This is a genomic window from Vibrio sp. TRT 29B02 (genome assembly GCF_050113655.1).
Taxonomy (GTDB): domain Bacteria; phylum Pseudomonadota; class Gammaproteobacteria; order Enterobacterales; family Vibrionaceae; genus Vibrio.
The window spans coordinates 49,892-68,938 of sequence record NZ_JBNJOJ010000002.1 but is presented as its reverse complement, the minus strand read 5'-3'; the positions used below and the strand labels follow the sequence as shown (position 1 = coordinate 68,938).

Annotated in this window: 17 protein-coding genes; 6 read left to right on the top strand and 11 right to left on the bottom strand. The window is 44.7% G+C overall.

The window, feature by feature from the left end:
* Nucleotides 1–308: 308 nt before the first annotated feature.
* Nucleotides 309–1,856, bottom strand: a complete 1,548-nt coding sequence (locus ACQEXT_RS01600) for a DUF3360 family protein (RefSeq protein WP_138973304.1) — start codon at nucleotides 1,854–1,856, stop codon at nucleotides 309–311.
* A 671-nt stretch (nucleotides 1,857–2,527) separates the two neighbouring features.
* Here ACQEXT_RS01600 and ACQEXT_RS01595 point away from each other — a divergent pair.
* From ACQEXT_RS01595 to ACQEXT_RS01580, 4 genes are all read left to right on the top strand, one after another.
* Complete coding sequence (locus tag ACQEXT_RS01595) at nucleotides 2,528–3,298, top strand: ABC transporter ATP-binding protein (RefSeq protein WP_138973303.1); 771 nt, start codon at nucleotides 2,528–2,530, stop codon at nucleotides 3,296–3,298.
* Between the two features lie 67 nt (nucleotides 3,299–3,365).
* The gene (locus tag ACQEXT_RS01590) at nucleotides 3,366–4,136 is read left to right on the top strand and encodes an ABC transporter substrate-binding protein (RefSeq protein WP_426950338.1); all 771 of its coding nucleotides are present in this window, start codon (nucleotides 3,366–3,368) and stop codon (nucleotides 4,134–4,136) included.
* Nucleotides 4,137–4,223: 87 nt separating this feature from the next.
* Entirely contained in the window at nucleotides 4,224–4,964 is a 741-nt protein-coding gene (locus ACQEXT_RS01585; protein ID WP_138973301.1) for an ABC transporter permease, read from the top strand.
* A gap of 3 nt (nucleotides 4,965–4,967) precedes the next feature.
* Nucleotides 4,968–5,645 carry an ABC transporter permease gene (locus ACQEXT_RS01580; RefSeq protein WP_138973300.1) on the top strand — a complete coding sequence of 226 codons (678 nt, stop codon included), beginning with the start codon at nucleotides 4,968–4,970 and terminating at the stop codon, nucleotides 5,643–5,645.
* Nucleotides 5,646–5,727: 82 nt separating this feature from the next.
* Here ACQEXT_RS01580 and ACQEXT_RS01575 read toward each other — a convergent pair whose 3' ends face one another.
* A complete protein-coding gene (locus ACQEXT_RS01575) occupies nucleotides 5,728–7,410 on the bottom strand; it encodes an aspartate:alanine antiporter (protein WP_138973299.1) in 1,683 nt (560 codons plus the stop codon).
* A gap of 189 nt (nucleotides 7,411–7,599) precedes the next feature.
* Entirely contained in the window at nucleotides 7,600–7,866 is a 267-nt protein-coding gene (locus tag ACQEXT_RS01570; protein ID WP_138973298.1) for a GrxA family glutaredoxin, read from the bottom strand.
* Nucleotides 7,867–8,132: 266 nt separating this feature from the next.
* Here ACQEXT_RS01570 and ACQEXT_RS01565 point away from each other — a divergent pair, with 266 nt between their 5' ends.
* Complete coding sequence (locus ACQEXT_RS01565; protein ID WP_426950336.1) at nucleotides 8,133–9,386, top strand: iron-containing alcohol dehydrogenase; 1,254 nt, start codon at nucleotides 8,133–8,135, stop codon at nucleotides 9,384–9,386.
* A 33-nt stretch (nucleotides 9,387–9,419) separates the two neighbouring features.
* On the opposite strand, the gene ACQEXT_RS01560 is transcribed toward ACQEXT_RS01565, so the two are convergent.
* The 5 genes from ACQEXT_RS01560 to ACQEXT_RS01540 all read right to left on the bottom strand — a co-directional run bounded on the left by ACQEXT_RS01560 (nucleotide 9,420) and on the right by ACQEXT_RS01540 (nucleotide 14,827).
* A complete protein-coding gene (locus ACQEXT_RS01560) occupies nucleotides 9,420–10,274 on the bottom strand; it encodes a MurR/RpiR family transcriptional regulator (RefSeq protein ID WP_010320194.1) in 855 nt (284 codons plus the stop codon).
* 285 nt (nucleotides 10,275–10,559) lie between these two features.
* Entirely contained in the window at nucleotides 10,560–12,212 is a 1,653-nt protein-coding gene (panP, locus tag ACQEXT_RS01555; protein WP_426950335.1) for a pyridoxal-dependent aspartate 1-decarboxylase PanP, read from the bottom strand.
* 144 nt (nucleotides 12,213–12,356) lie between these two features.
* Nucleotides 12,357–12,869 (bottom strand): hypothetical protein, encoded by a 513-nt coding sequence (locus ACQEXT_RS01550; protein ID WP_138973295.1) that lies wholly within the window; start codon nucleotides 12,867–12,869, stop codon nucleotides 12,357–12,359.
* Between the two features lie 113 nt (nucleotides 12,870–12,982).
* Nucleotides 12,983–13,888: a lysine exporter LysO family protein gene (locus ACQEXT_RS01545; RefSeq protein ID WP_138973294.1), complete on the bottom strand. Its 906-nt coding sequence runs from the start codon at nucleotides 13,886–13,888 to the stop codon at nucleotides 12,983–12,985.
* 18 nt (nucleotides 13,889–13,906) lie between these two features.
* Nucleotides 13,907–14,827 (bottom strand): HDOD domain-containing protein, encoded by a 921-nt coding sequence (locus ACQEXT_RS01540; protein ID WP_138973293.1) that lies wholly within the window; start codon nucleotides 14,825–14,827, stop codon nucleotides 13,907–13,909.
* A gap of 350 nt (nucleotides 14,828–15,177) precedes the next feature.
* On the opposite strand from ACQEXT_RS01540, the gene ACQEXT_RS01535 reads away from it, so the two are divergent.
* Nucleotides 15,178–15,765: a TfoX/Sxy family DNA transformation protein gene (locus tag ACQEXT_RS01535; protein WP_138973292.1), complete on the top strand. Its 588-nt coding sequence runs from the start codon at nucleotides 15,178–15,180 to the stop codon at nucleotides 15,763–15,765.
* Nucleotides 15,766–15,855: 90 nt separating this feature from the next.
* Here ACQEXT_RS01535 and ACQEXT_RS01530 read toward each other — a convergent pair whose 3' ends face one another.
* The 3 genes from ACQEXT_RS01530 to ACQEXT_RS01520 form a co-directional block, all read right to left on the bottom strand.
* Nucleotides 15,856–16,422 carry a hypothetical protein gene (locus tag ACQEXT_RS01530; protein WP_138973291.1) on the bottom strand — a complete coding sequence of 189 codons (567 nt, stop codon included), beginning with the start codon at nucleotides 16,420–16,422 and terminating at the stop codon, nucleotides 15,856–15,858.
* Nucleotides 16,423–16,588: 166 nt separating this feature from the next.
* Nucleotides 16,589–17,086, bottom strand: a complete 498-nt coding sequence (locus ACQEXT_RS01525) for a response regulator (RefSeq protein ID WP_269375935.1) — start codon at nucleotides 17,084–17,086, stop codon at nucleotides 16,589–16,591.
* The gene (locus ACQEXT_RS01520; protein WP_426950333.1) at nucleotides 17,083–19,035 is read right to left on the bottom strand and encodes an ATP-binding protein; all 1,953 of its coding nucleotides are present in this window, start codon (nucleotides 19,033–19,035) and stop codon (nucleotides 17,083–17,085) included. Before ACQEXT_RS01520 ends, ACQEXT_RS01525 begins: the two co-directional genes overlap by 4 nt.
* Nucleotides 19,036–19,047: the final 12 nt, after the last annotated feature.

Genomic DNA, 19,047 nt, shown 5'->3' with positions numbered 1-19,047 from the left:
TAGTAGAAAAAACACGTACCTATCAAACCGTTGAGCCAGTTTGAGTCCCAAAAATGGGATGGTACACTCTTATGAATAACAATATGTATAGTCTTTAAAGTTAATTACCGAAAGGGCATAAAACTATAAATATTGTCACTACTTTTTACATGGTGTCTTATTAACTTGGTTTCAAGGATAAACTAAAAAAAATTTGCAAACCTTAAACTAAATCAATAAATGCTCGTTTGTTTAAATTATTTTTTAAAAAATAACTTGTCACTAAAAAAAAGTTGAGAGCCGAGGCCGGCTCTCAACATCTGTTTGCGTTATAGGAACGCTGCGATGCCGTATTGGCCTTCAAGCATACCTACTGCAAGCATAGCGATCAGACAGATAACCAGTACGCCTACTGGGATCACGATCTTATCGACGAACGATAGACGAGCTGCGCGTTCTTTATCACCAATCAGACCGTTGTTATCAAGTAGCATGGTTAGTGCCCAAGCTAATACAGGGTTCACAACAGCCGAGCCGAAGATACAGATACCTGCAGCTTGAGAGTCCTTAGAATCTTTAACCATTTGCATACCCGCTTCAAGTAGCGGAAGTGAGACACCGACAAGAAGAGCAACACGCATTACTGGAGGCCATACAGCGATATCCATAGGGAAACCAAGAATCGCAATGATCATAACCAACAAACCTAGCAGAATCGCACCAGCAGGAATAGGGCGCTTAGCGATGGCAGCTGGGATCATGTAAGTCCCCCAAGATGATGTGATGTTACCACCACCCACTGCTGTACCTACCATCTGACGAATTGAACACATTGTCATAGTGTCATCTACGTCCATCAGTACTTTTTCAGTCTTTTTAGGGTAGTTCAGTTCTTGGAAGATACGGTGACCTAGGAAGTCAGGTGACCACATAGCAACCGCTAGAATGGCGAACGGAAGTGATGCAATAAAGTGTTCCATGTTTGGTAGACCAAGCATCCAACCTTGCTCTGTGCTGCCCCACCAGTAAACTGGGTTTAGGTTTGGCAGACCAGTTTCAGTCACGAACTTAATATCGAAGCCAGCACCAAGTACAAGCGCAATCACTAGACCAGTAAATGCACAAACAGGGATAGCCAACCAACGCTTGTTCACTTTAGCTAGGAAAGCATACAGCGCAATAGTGACGGCAAGTACGATAAGGCCAACATAGCCCATGCTACCAGCGGCAACCGTGTCAGACTGAAGACCCACAGCCCATGTCTGAATAGAGTTGATTTGGCTCATAGTACCGGTCAGACCGAGGAAGATCAGTAGGCCACCGGCCGTACCTTCTGAAGTCAGGTTGACCAACTTGGAGCCACCTTTTAGGAAACTCAGAAGTAAGCCAAAGATACCAATTAGGATAGCCAATGCAAGAGGGTGCGCACCTGCTAATGCGATGGTGCCGATAAGAGGGATCATTGGGCCGTGGTTACCGGCAAGGTTTGCTTTCGGGTTGATGAAACCAGAAGCGAGAACACAGAACAGTAATGCTGGGATCAGCATTTCTACTCGAGCCACTTCGATGGCAAACTCTTTACCAAGGTTAACGTGGTCCCAAGCAGCGGTTAGACCTTCAGCCCAAGACATCATTACCGCAGAGTACATCGCGATAATACCAATAGTACCGGCTAGAGCGGGTACCAAGTCTTCAAGCTCAAAGCGGAAATCACGACCAGGCAGGTTTAATCCGAAGCGGCGTGGCTTCATGATTTGCAGTTCGTGGTCTAGGTAGTCTGAACGGCTTTCAAACTCAGAAGCTGGGCGGTGCAGCTCTTGATAGCTCTTGTTTTCGATATCCGAATCAGAGTGCGGTTTATTGACTGCGTCTGACATAGATTCCTCATATTCTAAATAGTTAGTAAATCTGCGAAGAGGGACCAGATTATTGTTCTGAGACGGTCCGCTCTGTAAAAACCTGGTTTAGCTTCCTGCAATTTAATCCCGGCCTACCTCGCTGTAGCTCATGCTTGATGTGCTAAAGCATAGAGGATTTATTGCGAAAAGTACCTATATTGAGACTTTTAGCATTGAGGCGAGTTTAACTTGCTAACCCTAAAGAGTGATTGATTTAGATCACTTTATGAAAGGTTGTGAAAGAAAACTACACAAGCTGCAATTAGTTGCGAGCTTGTAATCAGTTTCACTGAAATAAAATTTCATAACGTAAGGTTTACTAGCGACCTCAACCCTTTACGAGTTGAAGGCGAATGGGGTAAAGATCGTTTATTGAGTTAGATCTTGTTTTTATAAAAATGTTAATACTGACAATGTGGATATTATCTGTGTTGTCGGGCGTTTTATGCGAAATATGGAGCGCTTTTAACTATTAAATGCATTATTAATCATATAAAGTGGCTATATATTGCTGATTTATAGGTTAATAATTTGTTGCAACTTGCTCGGGGGAGTGCTAGTTTGTATCGCAATGTGGGTGGAACCCAGCAGTCAACCAATCGTGATTACTATTAATGATTGGTCATAATAAAGACAGGGAGTATGAGCGCATGAAAGATGTACCAGCGCTGGATATAAAAGAACTGCACAAAACATTTGGACAAAATGAAGTTTTAAAGGGCATCTCATTGGAAGCCCACAAAGGGGACGTAATTTCCATTATCGGCTCATCCGGTTCAGGAAAAAGTACTTTTCTAAGATGTATCAATCTTCTTGAAACACCTACTGCTGGTGAAATTTGGGTTAACGGGGAATTAATCCAGATGAAAAACAATCGCCAAGGGGAGGCTGTTCCTGCCAATGAAAGACAGGTGCAACGAATTCGTTCCAGACTTGCTATGGTTTTCCAAGGGTTCAACCTTTGGTCACATATGACAGTCATGGAAAACGTCATTGAAGCTCCGGTTCACGTGTTAGGCGTGCCTAAAGCACAAGCGATCGAAAATGCAGAGCTGCTGCTTAAAAAAGTAGGGCTATATGAACGCAAAGATTATTATCCAGGTCATCTATCGGGCGGTCAGCAGCAGCGAGCAGCCATTGCACGCGCACTTGCCGTAGACCCAGAAGTGATGCTGTTCGATGAGCCGACATCGGCACTCGACCCTGAGTTAGTCGGTGAAGTTCTAGGCGTAATGCGCGACCTAGCAGAAGAGGGACGCACCATGCTAGTGGTCACTCATGAAATGGCGTTCGCGCGCGATGTTTCTAACCATGTGATGTTTTTGCATCAGGGATTGGTTGAGGAACAAGGCGACCCTGCGAAGCTATTTACAAACCCTGATTCTGAGCGATTAAAGCAATTTATCTCATCAATTTACTAATAGCCGTTTAGCGGCAGACAAACACACATAAGTTACATATAAAAATCACAATCACAGGAGTATGGAAATGAAAAAGTGGTTATTAGCAGCAACACTGGCAGCTACCGCTGTGACTGGCGCAGTACAAGCGAAAGAATGGAATGAAGTTCGCTTCGGTATTGAAGGTGCTTACCCTCCATTTAGCTGGACAGAAGCCGATGGTTCACTGAAAGGTTTTGACGTAGATATGGCAAACGCTCTATGTCAGGAAATGGCAGTGAAATGTAAGATCGTTGCTCAAGACTGGGATGGCATCATTCCTTCACTACTAGCACGTAAATACGACGCCATCATCGCAGCAATGTCTATTACTGAAGAGCGTAAGAAGAAAGTTGACTTCACTGGTAAATACGCACTTATCCCAAACAAGTTTATTGCTAAGAAAGGTGCAGGCCTTGATTTCGATAATCTGGATGGTCAGAAAATTGCTGTGCAGCGTGCAACAACTCACGACAAGTACCTAACTGACAACTACGGTGACAAAGTAGAAATCGTTCGTTACGGTTCTTTTGACGAAGCTTACCTTGACCTTGCAAACGGTCGTGTAGCGGCAGTTTTGGGTGATGCATCTGCTCTTGAAGAAGGTGTACTGAACAAAGCGGGTGGTGAAGGGTACGAATTCGTAGGCCCATCGCTAACTGACCCTAAATGGTTCGGTGAAGGTTTTGGTATCGCACTTCGCAAGCAAGATAAAGATCTGACCAAGAAGCTAGACCAAGCCATCCTATCTTTACGCGAGAAGGGTGTTTATCAAGAAATCGCGGCTAAATACTTCAACTACGACGTTTACGGTCAGTAATCGTTGCTAAGCGACCGTTGGTTCTTGTTCCTAGGAGTAGTAGCCAACGGTCGATTTCTATAAAGTTTAGGGACCAGGAACTTACCTATGCTGGATTTACAAGGATATGAAGCCTCTATTATGAAAGGGGCCGTAGTGACCATAGAAGTCGCTCTGTTGTCATTATTGCTGGCTATGATTCTAGGTATGCTAGGTGCATTAGCCAAAATGGCCCCTTATCGCTGGGCACGAGCAATAGCCACTCTATACACCACGGTGATTCGTGGTATTCCCGACTTAGTTCTCATGATGTTGATTTTCTTTGGTGGACAAATTCTTCTCAACAACAGTTTGTACTCCATCAACGAAACACTAAACGAATGGTTTGCGGCAAGTGACCCAAGTCATGAGTGGACGTCATATTTACCAGATTACATTGATGTCAGCCCATTTGTGGCAGGCGTCCTCACTATCGGATTCATTTTCGGCGCCTATATGGCAGAAACGTTCCGTGGTGCCATCATGGCAGTTGACTCCGGTGAACTTGAAGCTGCCAAAGCGTACGGTATGAGCTCTGTATTGGCTTTCCGTCGCATTCTTTTACCGCAAATGATTCGTCACGCCTTGCCAGGATTTGGTAACAACTGGCTCGTTTTGCTCAAGACTACGGCACTTGTGTCAATTATCGGTCTTGAGGATATGGTTCGGATGAGCTCACTGGCTGCTGGCTCGACGAAAATGCCATTTACCTTCTACATGGCGGTAGCGATTATTTTCTTATTCTTTACCAGTGTTTCAACAGGCTTCTTAAAGCTGGTAGAGCGCAAATTCAGTATTCATGCGAGGTAAAGAATGGATTTTTCACTGATTTTAGATAGTTTTCCCATCTATCTTGATGGATTAATGACCACCGCATGGCTGGTTGGTGTGGCTTTGATTATTGGATTGATTGTGGCGATTCCACTTGGGGTGGCACGCAACAGTCATAATGTGCTAATAAACGGACCGAGCTGGGCTTTCATCTATTTTTTCCGTGGCACACCGTTACTGGTTCAACTTTACCTAATTTACTATGGTATGGACCAGTTTTTCCCAGTCAAAGACACCTTATGGGAGAACGCTTGGTTCTGTGCATTGGTCGCTTTTGTGCTTAATACTTCAGCATATACTGCTGAGATTATCCGCGGCGCAATCAATGGTCTGCCTAAGGGTGAAGTGGAAGCGGCCAAAGCTTATGGCATGAGTGCGTTTATGACTTATCGCCGCATCATTTTGCCAAGTGCTTTACGTCGTGCGCTTCCTGCCTATAGTAATGAAGTGATCTTTATGCTTCATGGTAGTGCCGTTGCTGGTATCGTGACGATCGTCGATTTAACTGGCGCAGCGCGTTTGGTTAACTCTCGCTACTATGCCCCGTTTGAATCTTTCCTCACAGCTGGAATGTTCTACATGGCGTTAACCTTTATTATCTTAGGCTGCTTTAAGTACGCTGAGAAACGCTTCTTAGCCTACTTGAGACCATTAAGCTAATGACAGAAAAACGGCACCGAAAGGTGCCGTTTCTATTTGAGTTCGGGTTTCGCCGTAATGTGCCGGCGTGTAACACAGAACGTTAACTGAGAATGATCAGTATCGTACCAGCCAGAGTCATCAAAATATTGGCTATCGCATAAGTGCCGGCATAGCCTAAGGCAGGGATGGTTGACTTGGCATAATCATTAACGATATCCATCGCCGGTGCGCAGGTTCTGGCACCAATAATGGCACCAAACAGAAGTGCGCGGTTCATTTTCAGAATGTAGGCGCCAACCAAATAAGCCAGTACAACGGGTACGACACTGACTAGGAAGGCGAGGCCAATTACTTGAACCCCAACCTGAGAAAGATGCTCGAACATCTTACCACCCGCACTCAGACCAATTCCGACCATAAAGAACATCAAGCCTAGGTCTTTGACCATATTTAGCGCACCTTGTGGTACGTAGCCAAATGTTGGATGGTTAGCGCGCAAGAAACCGAGTGTGATACCCGAAAGAAGCAATCCCACGGCATTACCGAGACCAAACGAGACTTGACCGAATGTCATGGTGATCAAACCAAACATAATGCCCAGAATGAAGAAGCTACAAAACGCCAGTAGATCCGCCATCTGGCTGTGGATTGAGATAAAACCGATTTTTTCCGCTAAGCCGTGGACACGACTTTTCTCACCACTGACCTGCAGCACATCACCTTTCGCCAAAACGATATCTAAATCCATCGGCATTTCAATCTGAGCACGAACCACGCGGTTGAGGAAACAGCCGTATTCGGAAAGATTCAAATCAGAAAGACGTTTACCGGCAATCGCATCACTTTTTACGACAATCTCTTCTTCGACGATACGCAAGTCTAGCAAGTTGCGATCGAAGACTTCTTTTCCGTTGCGGAAGCTAGGATCGAGACGGGCGTGACTATCTGGGAAGCCCACGAGAGCAATCTCATCCCCTTCTTGTAAAATAGCGTCACCATCAGGATGGGCGAGGATACCATTACGGCGAATACGCTCAATGTAGCAACCGGTTTGACGATAAATACCGAGTTCTCGTAAGTTCTTACCGTCAATCCAGTTAATCAACTCTTGACCAACGCGGTAAGCACGAATAATTGGCAAGTAAACTTTGCGCTGACCAGACCCCCCTAAACCGCGTTCTTGCGCAATTTGTTGTGCTGAGTCGGAAAGGTTCTGCTTTTGCAGTTTTGGCAGAAGCTTGGCAAACATGATCATACTGATTAAGCCGATCAGATAAGCCATCGCATAGCCGACAGACAGGTTCTCGATCACCTGAGCAAAGTCCATATTTCTTGGTGTGGTCGCTAAACCAGAATTGAGGGCGTCTTGGGCACCAACCAACACAGGCGTTGAAGTCAGGGCTCCCGCCATCATGCCTGCTGATAGACCGAAATCTAATCCCAGATGATGGCTGGCAAAATAGGTGATCGAAAGGGCAGTGGACAGCACCACCATACTCAAAATGAAGTAATGCTTACCGTCTCTGAAAAAAATACCGAAGAAGTTAGGGCCTGCTTCAATACCAACACAGTAGATAAACAACATAAATCCGATAGTTAATGCGTCAGCATTAAAGGTAAAACCGAGGTGTCCCATGATGAGCGATGTAATCAACACACCAATGGAGTTGCCCAATTGAAGGCTTCCAAAGCGGATTTTACCAATACCTAAGCCTATCGCTAGGACAACGAAAATAAGAAGAATGGGGTTCTGTTCGAGCAAGGTTACGACGTCAATGTTCACGGGCAATTCTTGTGTTGGTGCCGGGCAGTAAGTTATGTCAGCGAATTGTATCTGAATATTGCCAAAAGATAAGTGAAAATTTTGACAATTTATTGTTGAGTAGAGTTAAGAACAATATGACTGGGGTTGCAAACAGAATTGAAACAAAAAAAACCGCGTTAGACGCGGCTTTTTTTAAAAACGGATTTATTACTCGGCGAATAGGCCTAGGTGTTCTTTAGCGTATGCTTCGAAGTCATCGCAACCACCGATGTGCTCTTGGTCGATGAAGATTTGTGGCACAGTCTCAACAGGTTTACCTACGGTTTTTTCTAGGTCTGCTTTAGAGATACCCTCTGCGTGGATATCAACGTAGCGGTAGTTGAAGTCATCGCGCTGTGCTTTTAGTGTTTCTGCGTGCTCTTTTGCGCGAACACAGTATGGGCAAGCTGGGCGACCAAAGATAACTACGAACATATTCTCTTTCTCCTGTAATTTGTTAACTGCAACTATGCCCGATCCAATGGCGGAAATAAAGTGGCATTTACCTGTTGTTTCAATAGGTGAAATCTATCGAACAAAAATTGAACCCAGTCAGTTATATTTAGCTATGAAACCTGTGCTTTGTGTCGATAAAGCCATATATTTTTTAAGGTTAATTGCTACAAATTGCACTTGGTCAAATTAATTAGTGGCAAATCGGTGCAATCTAATTGGGCCGGTGTGACAGGGAGAGGCAGAACATGTTTCAATTTATGACCTCCACGCGAATCATCTTTGGTGAAGGTGCACTGCAGTCATCATTGTCTGTACTGAATCAATTTGGTTACAGCGTACTCTTAGTAACAAGTAAAAATCTCAGCAGAGCCTCTCCCGTTATTCAATATCTCAGTTCTCAAAACATGCGCTATCAGCATGTTGCTATCCGTGGTGAGCCCAACATTACAATGGTAGAAGAGACCGCATTAGTCGGTCGTAAATTTAGGCCAGACATGGTGGTCGCGATGGGCGGAGGGAGTGTTCTCGATATGGGCAAGGCACTTGCTGCTATCATTCCTAACCAAGGTGATGTGTATGACTATGTTGAGGTCGTGGGACGCAACGTTCCACTCAAGTCGAAACCTATTCCTTTCATCGCGATACCAACTACCGCCAGTACCGGCTCTGAAGTGACGCGGAATGCAGTACTTCGATCAGGGCAAGACAAGGTTAAGGTAAGCTTAAGAAGCCCCGACATGTTAGCTGATGTGGCAATTGTCGACCCTACATTGACTTATGGTACCGATGTTGAGACGTCAGCTCGGGGAGCAATGGACGCCTTCACTCATTTGATGGAAGCCTATGTATGTGGGCAGCCAAATCCGCTGACCGATATGATCTGTGAAGAGGGGTTGCGCAGATTAAGTAAATCTATCCTTGCTGCCTGCTTAAACGATCAACATTCCGCTCGTTCGGATCTTTCGTTTGCTGCAATGCTGGGCGGCATGGCGGTCACCAATGCCAAACTGGGTGCGGCACATGGATTGGCATCCGCTTTGGGCGGTAAACTCAATGCCCCTCATAGTATTATCACCGCCCGTCTCGCGCCCTACGTGATGTTGGAGAATATTCATGCCGCAGAACGTGCCGGACGAGATGATGTGTTGGATCGCTACGCTAAGATAGCGAGTATTGTCTCTGGGCGTGTCAATGCTTGCCGCGAAGATTCAGTATTATGGGTCAACATGATGCTTGATCGGTTAGGTTTACCAAAACTCGACCAGTTTGGAGTTTGTACAACATCATTCGAAAGTGTTGCTGAAGATGCGTTAAAGTCAGTGGCAATAAGAGGTAATCCTCTTCCGCTGACCAAAGAACGTTTGACGCATATCCTACAACAGGTATGTCAGTGCGATGGTTCCTGCCAAGAGGAGAGACCATTTGAACACCAGTGTGAAGCTAGTGTAGTCAGGCTAGGTGGAGATAAACTGGATGAGGGGCGTTTGCAAAACAGCTAACAAAAAACGGAGCGTTAAACGCTCCGTTTCTAGTTAAAATTGTGACAGCTTGTCGTATCGAGAATCTTTCAATACGTCTTTAACGCGTTTGAGGTTTTCACGGAAACCAGAACCACGACGCAGTGTAAAACCGGTTGCCAAAACATCAATCACGGTCATTTGAACCACGCGGCTTGCCATTGGCATGTAGACATCGGTGTCTTCTGGGACATCTAGTGAAATAGACAAAGAGCTGGCTTTATCTAACGGCGAGTCCTTAGCCGTAATGGCGATTACCGTCGCCCCATTTTCACGTGCAAGGTTCGCGATCTCGACTTGGCTCTTAGTTCGACCAGTGTGAGAAATCAGAACGATCACATCATTGTCAGTGCAGTTAATACAGCTCATACGCTGCATAACGATATCTTCAAAACAGGTGATTGGGATATTGAAACGGATAAATTTGTTTTGAGCATCTTTTGCTACTGCTGATGATGCACCCAATCCGAAAAATGAAATGCGCTTCGCCTGAGTCAGAAGATCAACTGCACGGTTAATTTGCATTGGGTCAAGGCTGTTTTTGGCTACGTCTAAACACGCCATAGTAGATTCAAAAATCTTATGCGTGTAGGCGTCTGGACCATCATCTTCCTCAACATTGCGGTTTACATAAGGTGTTCCGTTAGCAAGGCTTTGCGCTAAATGAAGCTTAAAATCAGGGAAACCTTTAGTGTCCAAGCGACGACAAAAGCGGTTAACCGTTGGCTCACTTACGTCAGCCATCTTAGCCAGTGTAGCAATACTAGAATGAATCGCAGTCTGAGGGGAAGCCATGATAACTTCGGCGACCTTACGCTCTGACTTACTAAAGTTTTCTAGATTTTTTTGAATTTTTTCTAATGTATTCATAGTGTTCACGAGGGTATAGAGAACAACTCACCAGATATACCCGTAATTAATGATAGGAAACAACCAGTTTCCCAAAAGGTAAGTGCAATCCGGCGCCATGCGACCAGTATAAACCTAAGCCAAAGGTTTACGGCAATATTTCTATCTGTCAATTGGCTATTATATGACAAGCCTCAAACTAAATTTTGTCTAAACTACAGAAATCATATCCTGAGCCAGAAAAAAACAAAATCTGAAGCCTGTGTTGATAGGGAAATTACACTTTTCCAGAAAGAAAGTTTCAGTTTAAGACTGATGATTAACGATTTCTGTACATAGCTCATCAATCCTAGCCATCAAGTTAGGTACTTGAGTCGCGATAACTCTTTGCTCCTCAAGAACGGAACTAAGAATATCCCTTCCGGTGAGTGGGTTAGCGAGCACCACACGAAAAACGATCGTGTTAAGGTGATTCCACTGTTCAGGGTTAAGGCGTGTTCGTGAGACAAATGATTTACCTGTTTCACGTTGACGCTTCTGAATGAACATGGTCAATTCGTTAAGCAATTCATTGAGCTGCTCAGTTTGTTTACCCGTTGAGAGCTTGAGTGCAGCTTTGACATGCGCAGGTAAATATCGATAAGTAAGCAGACACAGTTCAGGCTCAGAAACAAGTTCGAAGTCCGGTTGCTGATGGATAAGGTCGGCAAAGTAGCGAGCTTTTTCGATACTTTGGTCAATGAGCAGCTCATAACCTGGGCGGCTGATAATATGCATTGCGGCATACACCAGCATCGCCATTCCGGAGCGAGAACCTTCCAACGTATGGCTGCCAAGATCTTTTGAACCTTTACGCAAAATGTACTGTGCGTGGTGTTCAATAGACTTCATCGCATCAGGTTGTTTGAACAGAACCATGCCGGCGCCCATTGGGATGTATAGCTGTTTGTGTGCGTCGATGGTGACAGAGTCTGCTAATTCAACGCCATCCAATAAATGTCTATGATTGTTAGACATCAATGTCGCTCCCCCCCACGCTGCATCAACGTGGAAGTGACACTCTTCTTTTTTACAGATCTCAGCGATGGCGCGTAATGGATCGATGTTGCCAGTCTCAGTGGTTCCTGCGACCCCAATTACCGCAAACGGTTTGATGTTGTGCGCTTTAAGTTCGATGATCTTCTGTTGTAAGGCCGCTGGGCAAATTCGGTTGTTGCTGTCGGTTTTAACCGCAACCAATCCCTCTTGACCGATGCCCAATACATCCGCCGCTTTTTTCAGTGAGTAATGACCGCGTTCAGACACCAAGACAGCAAGCCCTTCGTAGCCATAATGCTTCATGGCTTTGAATAGACCTTCTTTCTCTACGCCTTTGAAAGAGCCTTGCGCTCTTAGAGCGTTGTTACGTGCGACCCAAAGAGCGGTAATATTCGCTATTGTACCACCTGAGCAAAACGCGCCCAGAGAGTGGTTTGCGCTATGCATCCATTGTGCGTAGAAGTGGTCATCTTGCCCGTAAATCAGACGATGCAACATGCCAAGGACTTGACGTTCCAGTGGCGTGAAGGCTTTTGAAGTCTCAATCTTTACCAAGTTTTGGTTGAGAGCAATCATGATTTTCGACAGTGGCATGAGAAAGTAGGGCAGTGCCGACGTCATATGACCAATAAAGCTAGGCGCCGAAGTATGGACAGAGTGGGAAACTAACGTATCCAGCAGGTGCTGGGTGTGGTCGGAGACAAATTCAGGTTGCTCAGGTATAGATGCTCGAGAGAAGTCTTTTTCGATGTCTCGCAGCGGTTTTTCTTCTGCTACGATATGTTCACGCAGAAACTTATTCAAGTTGCGTGAAAGCTCTTCGTCGATTTTGGTTAGCGTTGAGTCAGGCCCTTCAGGTACTGTGAAAATTCGGAGTAAGCTCTCGAAACTCACATCAGCCGTTTTTTGTTCCGGTATCATACAGCTTCATTGCTCTAATCGTTCTTGTTGCAAGCGGGACAATCTAAACGAAAACGGGAACAATGTCCCGTCTTAATTAAAGATTGTTGGTGTTTGGTGGGGCTAAACACTGAGATGATGCCAAAGCCCCTGCAATAGCTGTGACTATTGGCAATTGATGGCTTCTAGATTCTTGATTGATTCATTGTAGCGTTTAAGGGCTGAATCAATTTTGGTTGGATGGCTGAGTAGATCAGCGAAAGCAGAACGAAGCTGGTAGTTTTTCTCATGTGGCGTCGCTTGGCGATCTGCGAACGTGATCTGAGCAAGTTGTCCAAGTTCGTCGCTGCGAGAGGCAAGTACCTTAATATCTTTCTGTTCAAGCTGTAACCATGCTTCGACAGGTTGAGCGGTTGCAACTTTTGTAGGATCTTGTTTAAGGTAGTAATGAACTGCTGCTCGATTGAGTTCGAAGTGGTTTTTACGCCCTTTAAGGAACCATTCGCTGACTTCTTTCAACTCTGGGTACTGCTCAGCGGTAAGCTGGGATAAATCTTCATACCAGTGCAGAGAAGCGTCAATGTACGCATCATATTTTTGTGACATGCAGGTGTTGTCTGCGGCTGCGGCCATTGTTGAGGTGGCGGCGAGTAGCAGTGCAGCAATCGTACGTTTCATAATGATTCCTTTTGAAGATAATTATTATACTAATATTTTCTAATTTAGTGCTTTCTAAAATTAATGGCTTGTAAGCGGCCAATATAAATAATTTTCTTGTCGATTCCTGCGATCTAGCCTGCAAGTGAGACAAAGAAAAGCATCAAAACGGGCACGAGAAGGCTAAGAATAAATCCACTTACGATAGCAATGGGTACACAGCGAACCCCACCGGTTGTCTGAATCACTGGTAGCGTAAAGTCCATCGCGGTTGCCCCTGCATAACCAATTGAAGTACACGGACGGGTTCTAATAAACAAAGGGATTAGAACTAACGCAATCAGCTCACGTAAGAGCTCAATCATGAATGACGCCCCACCATACACTGGACCAAAAGCATCACCCATCAAAATACCAGCTAAAGAGTACCAGCCAAAACCAGACGCCATAGCGAGGCCACGATAGAGATCGATATCGAGGATCAGAGCCGAAATAACACCGCCGATCATAGAGCTTGCGACTATGGTCAGTGCGATGACCATGCCCTGCTTATTAAGAAGAATTTGGCGCAGAGTGAGGCCGCTATTTCGAAGTTGGATGCCAATAAAAAATAGCAGTAAAAAGAGAATCCATTCGCTTGCAGTGTCAACCCAGCTAAGATCGATTGGCAGCATAAGGCCGATGACCAGTCCACCGCCGACAACCAAAATCAGTTTGGCAGATTCCATCGCCATCGCAGAAAGCGGCAACTTGGTATTACTGGCATCGGTATGAATGGGTAGCCATTTGTCGATCAATGGCAGTACCGCCAAGTTCGCTAAACTTAGACAGGTAAAAAACACCGCTGTCGTCTTTAGAATCAATTGGAGGTTCTGACCGAGATTATCCAGTGCCGCTAAACTCAAGCCCATTAGCGCCAGAATGACGTAAATAAGGTTTGATGTTGTGGCGTTGATTTTATCTAGGAGTGACTTTTTAGATATAGAAATGAAGTACCCCACCACAAGTGGGGCAAAGATAAATAACATCCCTGAAAACATGATACTTCCTGTTCGTGGTTACAAACCACTTGCGCTAATAAGTTCATCTATTTGAGTATTGAACTCAATATCACTTAAATTACTGAGTTTGTACAGTATATCCGCGCCTGTTACATCAAATTCTACAGTGTGTTCATCTATGTGCTCGTCTTGACGACGGAACATTAGTATATGATTAGCAATTCTGGCGATATCAAGGTAAGTCACTGCTAAGTCAGATTTTGTTTTGGTTTGGTTTGAGGCAACTTCTAGGAAGTCATTGTCAAAGCCCCAGCTTTCAAGAACTAGCGAACTTGCGTTAGAACACTGACGGTCGAACACCTGAAAAGCAATCTCTTCGTCAAGGTAATTTCCTTGCTCTAGGTAGCTATGATATTCGCTAATAATGCAGAATAAGCCGATATCGGCGAGCAAACCTGCCAGAAGTGCCTTGTCAGTTTCGATATGTTGATATCTTGGTGATTCTGATTCTTTAAATCCACGAGCAACGAGAACCATAGTGGCGGCAAGCTCTCGTGAGTTTGCAGCACTCTGCACCAGCATTCTGTTGCATGAAGGGCTTAGGTTGATCGAATGCTTTAGCTGCTCAATTGCCTGAGCAGTCACTATGTCACGTACGCGTAAAATACCCAAACGAGATACCGCGGTAACTAAGTCGGTGCAAGTGATATTGCGGCGATTAAAAATGACTGAGTTAGCGACGCGAATAACGATGGCTGCGAGGCCAGGATCTTCCAACAAACTATCAGCGACATCAGCAATACCTGTGGAGTCTTGCGAACATAATTGCTGGATCTTTAATACCACATCAGGGATAGGAGGCAGTGATATCTTCCGCGATTTGATTGAGTGTTCAATAAGAACTGAAAACTCAGATTCGATGCCTTTAATTAAAAGCTCATTATTCTGCGGTAGCCAATAAAATGATAGGTGATTCATAAGTGCTAGAAGGTTAATTTGTCCTATGCAGTGTAGCGTTTTCCTACATACTTTAGCAAACAATAGATTACTTATATTGATAGATTTTGTGATACGGGATGTTGTGAAAGCTATGGCATTCAAAGGATGTAAAGTACTAAATTGTGACACTTAATCCAGAATTGCCCCTTTCTCATGCAATTGATGTGACGCATGCCCAGACTTATTTCGTTTCGTTAACTATCATTCTTATTGTTGTTATCACTCTGGCTCAAACAAAAAAATTAACTGCTCGAGTGTGTTTTTATCTTTCGCTTATAACTGCTGCTATCTGGTGATCACGACTAATCGGGGTTTTTGATTGAGGATCAATGGATATGACAGAGCAACAATTTATTCAATATGTTAAGAAATTTGGTGACTTCCAGAAACGATCAATGTTTGGTGGTACTGGGTTATTCAAAGACGACGCAATGTTCGCTCTTCTTAGCGCGAATAAAATTTTCATCCGTGGTGCTGAAGCACTCGACGAAGAGTTAAGAGCTCTTAATTGCGAAAAGTATCGCCACGTTAAAAAACAGACGACAGCAACCGTTAACTACTACGACATTACCTCACTTTTTGTTGATAACTTTGAACGTGTCGAAGAGTTAGTTGAGCAATCCATTAAGTGTTCTGTATCACAACGTAAATACAAACGTTCTTCTGCTAATCGTCGCCTTAGAGATTTGCCTAATATGCAGTTGACGCTAGAGCGCATGGTTAAAAAAGCCGGCGTGGAAGATGTTGATACCTTCCTAGAACTCGGTGCCGCGGCAGTATTTAGCCGTGTCAAAGAAGCTTATGGCAGTGATGTAGATGTCAAGCTACTGTGGAAGTTTGCCGGTGCAGTCGAAGGGATTCATTGGAAACTGATTCAGGAACCACGCAAGCGTCAATTATTGGCTAACTGCCACTAGATTAATCGTCACTTTAAGTGTTCGCTCAAAGCAAATGGATTTGCATAAAAAACCGAGGCAGTGCCTCGGTTTTTTAACAATTACGCTCTATTAGAATTTAAAGCGTGTAGTGAACATTAGTTGATCACCGTAGAAGTCATTGATACGCGCTTCAGCACCTAGAGAGAATAGCTCTGTAGAGTGGAATCTCGCGTAGGCTGAACCAATCCACTTGTCGTCATCATCAATTGAGACATAGCCACCTTTACCACCTACTTCTAGTTGTGGACCTAACCACTGGCGGATACCTAAATTCAGTTCCATACCTGTGTTGGTTCCGCGACTGTAACCGTTACGGCCCTGATCACCTGTGTCAACAAGGCGAAGAAGCATTTCACCAGTAAAGTCAGCCCAGTTATTGATTGGAGCATGGAAACCGAAGCCTGCTGCTGCATCGTAGTCACCTTCGAACTCAGAGTCCACTCGACCTAAAATGTGAGCGTTAGGGTGGATTGACTTACTCATTGCTGCACCGAAAGTTACAGGACTAGCACCGATACGAGCTTCTAAGTAGTCATAACTGAAGTTACTCATGACCGCAGGGCTATTTGGATCGGTTTGAGCAAATGATTGACCGGATGCAAGCACTAAAGCTGCAGCTAAGATTGTTTTACGCATATGGACGATAAACCTATATCTTGTTAATTTCCTTGGTCTTTAGCGACACAAGCGCTATGACATTAATTACGACATGATAATGCATCATAGCAATGGTCACTATAAAAATGTCATTGTTTTGTCGTTATTTATACCTATAAGCAATCTGTGTGCCATAAATGATTATTTATTCACCAAATTCGAGGCGATTTTTAGCCATAGCTTCAAATACTCTTTCAGTATCTAAAGCCGACGCCCAAGGCATTAAGTTAGATTCGTTGTCGATGATATAGGTAGTCAACTGGTCTTTAATCACTTTGCGTAGCTCATCACCACGCCAAGGTTTAGCAATGTAAAAATCTAGGCTGGAGTGATTGATTGCTTCAACGGTGTCTTCCAAACCCGCTTGTCCGGTTAGGAGCAACTTGCGCGTGGCCTTGGTTTGAGGGTCATCATTCAACTCGATAAGAAATTGGATGCCCGTTTGCTCAGGCATGATGTGGTCACACAAAATCAGCGCCAGTTTTACGTCTTCTTGCTGTGCTTCATGGATGATATCCTTAGCCTCTTTTACCGACTCAGCCGGTTCGAGTATAAAGTGCTCTTCGAAGCAGTCTAAGTCTTGAATGACGCTGTCCAATACTTCTCGTTCATCATCGACACATAAGATTAGGTATTTGTTCATTCGGGACTCCTTGGCGAAATAGCCAGTTGACGACAGGGTAGCCAAACTGACATTGACGTAAATTGGTTTTCAACAGACTCGACCTCAATTCTACCGCCGTGCTGATGGACAATTTGCTGGCAGACAGATAATCCAATACCCAAGCCAAAATTGCCTTCTTTCTTGGTGGTAAAGTTGAGATCGAACATTTGTGTCTTAACAGAGTGGGGGATACCACAGCCGTTATCGGTAAATGTCACCACAACCCAGTCTTGATCTGCGTTGTGGGTATTTTGGGTCTCAATCCTCAATACTCCTTGTTGGGGAAAAGCATCAATGGCATTGGAAATGAGGTTGGTCCAGACTTGCTGTAATGCAATCGGTAGGCATTGAATGGTCGGAATGTCAGCATAATGACGCTCAACTGAATGAAATTTGAGTTTGTTCTCAAAAATGGTCAGTGTGTCTTCGATGCCTTCGTGAATATCTGCGAGATGAAAGCGCTCGTCGTCTGGTCGCGCGTACCCTTTGAGGCTTTTAACCATGTCTGCGATTCTTCCAGCACAAACATTAATGGAGCGCAGCGTCGAACCCGCCAGATAGTAATCTTCTAACTTTTCAAGTTGCTCTAAGGCTCGCTCAGGATCCTTTTGTGCCAGATCATGCCAATTGGTTTGTGTCTCTAAACCGAGTTTGACCAGTTTTTTAGCGATTCTTCGGTGGCTGACTAAAGCTTCAACATCGCGAACAATGGCTCGTTCGGTTGCGGTTGAACGCGGTCGTTGAGTCAGCCCTTGTTTGAGGACTGAGATACCTTCGAGCCCGATGTCATCAATCGAATGAACGTCGACCAGATGTTGCATCTTTTCGGTCAAGAGGTCGGTGCCGCGCAGTATTGCTGCAACTGGATTGTTGAGTTCGTGGGCGACGCCTGCGACGAGTTGCCCCAACATTGCCATCTTCTCACGTTCAATGAGTTGCTGGTGGGCAAGCTCTAAGGATTCAAGCGTTTTTTGTAACTCTAATTTAGTGTTAATGCTGCGCTGTAGTCGGCGGTTAAAGTGGCGAAGCAGCAAGTTAGTAAAGAGTGGTAACAGCGTCATATTGGAGTGCATGACCTTACCAAACACTTCTCGATCTAACTTAATAACTTCAGTCTGTGAGAGTGTGACTGCGGTTGAGAATGAAGGTTCTCCGGTCACAAAAGACATACCACCGACAATATTTCCTTGTGAGTGTCTAACCACTTCTCTTTGTCGGCCAATCTCATCTTTTTTATACAGGGCAACTTGACCTTTGGTTATGAACCATAGGAACTGGTTCTCTTCACCTTCTTTGGTCAGTAAGTGGTCCGGTGAATAGGTTCTTATCGCCCGACTTTCATCTTGATCAGCAAAGAATTCCAGCAGTGCGGTGGTGACCTGTTGGGCTAATTGTTGATCGGAAAGGCTATGATGATCGGTAATAAAACCTTCTCGATAGCTGCGCATCTTCTGTTCGATGTGGGCACGTAGCAGTCGATGCTGATCGAGCACCATACTATACGCGAGTAAGTTATCTTTATCGTTTTGTAGAATAAAGGTCGTCAGTTCTTTCTGCGCGATTTGGTGAACGAGATTGTCTTGCAACGGTTTGGTTAAGCAGTGGTCTAACCGACCATCATTCACCGCTGACAAGATAGCCTGTATATCCTGTCCGCAACTGATTAAGATTTTACGTGCTCGTTGGGTGTGACTGTTTTTGTCGAGCTGGATAAGAAAGTCAGCGCCGTTGAAATTTTCATGGTGGCTAGCAATGACAAGTGCGACGGTTTGGTTCTGCTCTAGGCAATACTCAAGCGCTGCGTGAGCCTCGTCGAGTGAGTCAGCGGTATGCAGGTCGAATTTGGCAGAAAGAGGGCTGAGTTCACGCCTCAGCTGCTCGATACTAATTGGGTTGTTATCTAAACACAGTACGGCAAAATGATTCACGAGTAAGCTACA

Excerpts from the sequence above, each read along its gene's own strand:
- ACQEXT_RS01570 (WP_138973298.1), bottom strand. The coding sequence starts at position 7,866 with ATGTTCGTAGTTATCTTTGGTCGCCCAGCTTGCCCATACTGTGTTCGC.
- ACQEXT_RS01540 (WP_138973293.1), bottom strand. The coding sequence starts at position 14,827 with ATGAATCACCTATCATTTTATTGGCTACCGCAGAATAATGAGCTTTTA.
- ACQEXT_RS01585 (WP_138973301.1), top strand. The coding sequence starts at position 4,224 with ATGCTGGATTTACAAGGATATGAAGCCTCTATTATGAAAGGGGCCGTA.
- ACQEXT_RS01590 (WP_426950338.1), top strand. The coding sequence starts at position 3,366 with ATGAAAAAGTGGTTATTAGCAGCAACACTGGCAGCTACCGCTGTGACT.
- ACQEXT_RS01565 (WP_426950336.1), top strand. The coding sequence starts at position 8,133 with ATGTTTCAATTTATGACCTCCACGCGAATCATCTTTGGTGAAGGTGCA.
- ACQEXT_RS01580 (WP_138973300.1), top strand. The coding sequence starts at position 4,968 with ATGGATTTTTCACTGATTTTAGATAGTTTTCCCATCTATCTTGATGGA.
- ACQEXT_RS01535 (WP_138973292.1), top strand. The coding sequence starts at position 15,178 with ATGGATATGACAGAGCAACAATTTATTCAATATGTTAAGAAATTTGGT.
- ACQEXT_RS01600 (WP_138973304.1), bottom strand. The coding sequence starts at position 1,856 with ATGTCAGACGCAGTCAATAAACCGCACTCTGATTCGGATATCGAAAAC.
- ACQEXT_RS01595 (WP_138973303.1), top strand. The coding sequence starts at position 2,528 with ATGAAAGATGTACCAGCGCTGGATATAAAAGAACTGCACAAAACATTT.
- panP (WP_426950335.1), bottom strand. The coding sequence starts at position 12,212 with ATGATACCGGAACAAAAAACGGCTGATGTGAGTTTCGAGAGCTTACTC.
- ACQEXT_RS01525 (WP_269375935.1), bottom strand. The coding sequence starts at position 17,086 with ATGAACAAATACCTAATCTTATGTGTCGATGATGAACGAGAAGTATTG.
- ACQEXT_RS01545 (WP_138973294.1), bottom strand. The coding sequence starts at position 13,888 with ATGTTTTCAGGGATGTTATTTATCTTTGCCCCACTTGTGGTGGGGTAC.
- ACQEXT_RS01550 (WP_138973295.1), bottom strand. The coding sequence starts at position 12,869 with ATGAAACGTACGATTGCTGCACTGCTACTCGCCGCCACCTCAACAATG.
- ACQEXT_RS01530 (WP_138973291.1), bottom strand. The coding sequence starts at position 16,422 with ATGCGTAAAACAATCTTAGCTGCAGCTTTAGTGCTTGCATCCGGTCAA.
- ACQEXT_RS01560 (WP_010320194.1), bottom strand. The coding sequence starts at position 10,274 with ATGAATACATTAGAAAAAATTCAAAAAAATCTAGAAAACTTTAGTAAG.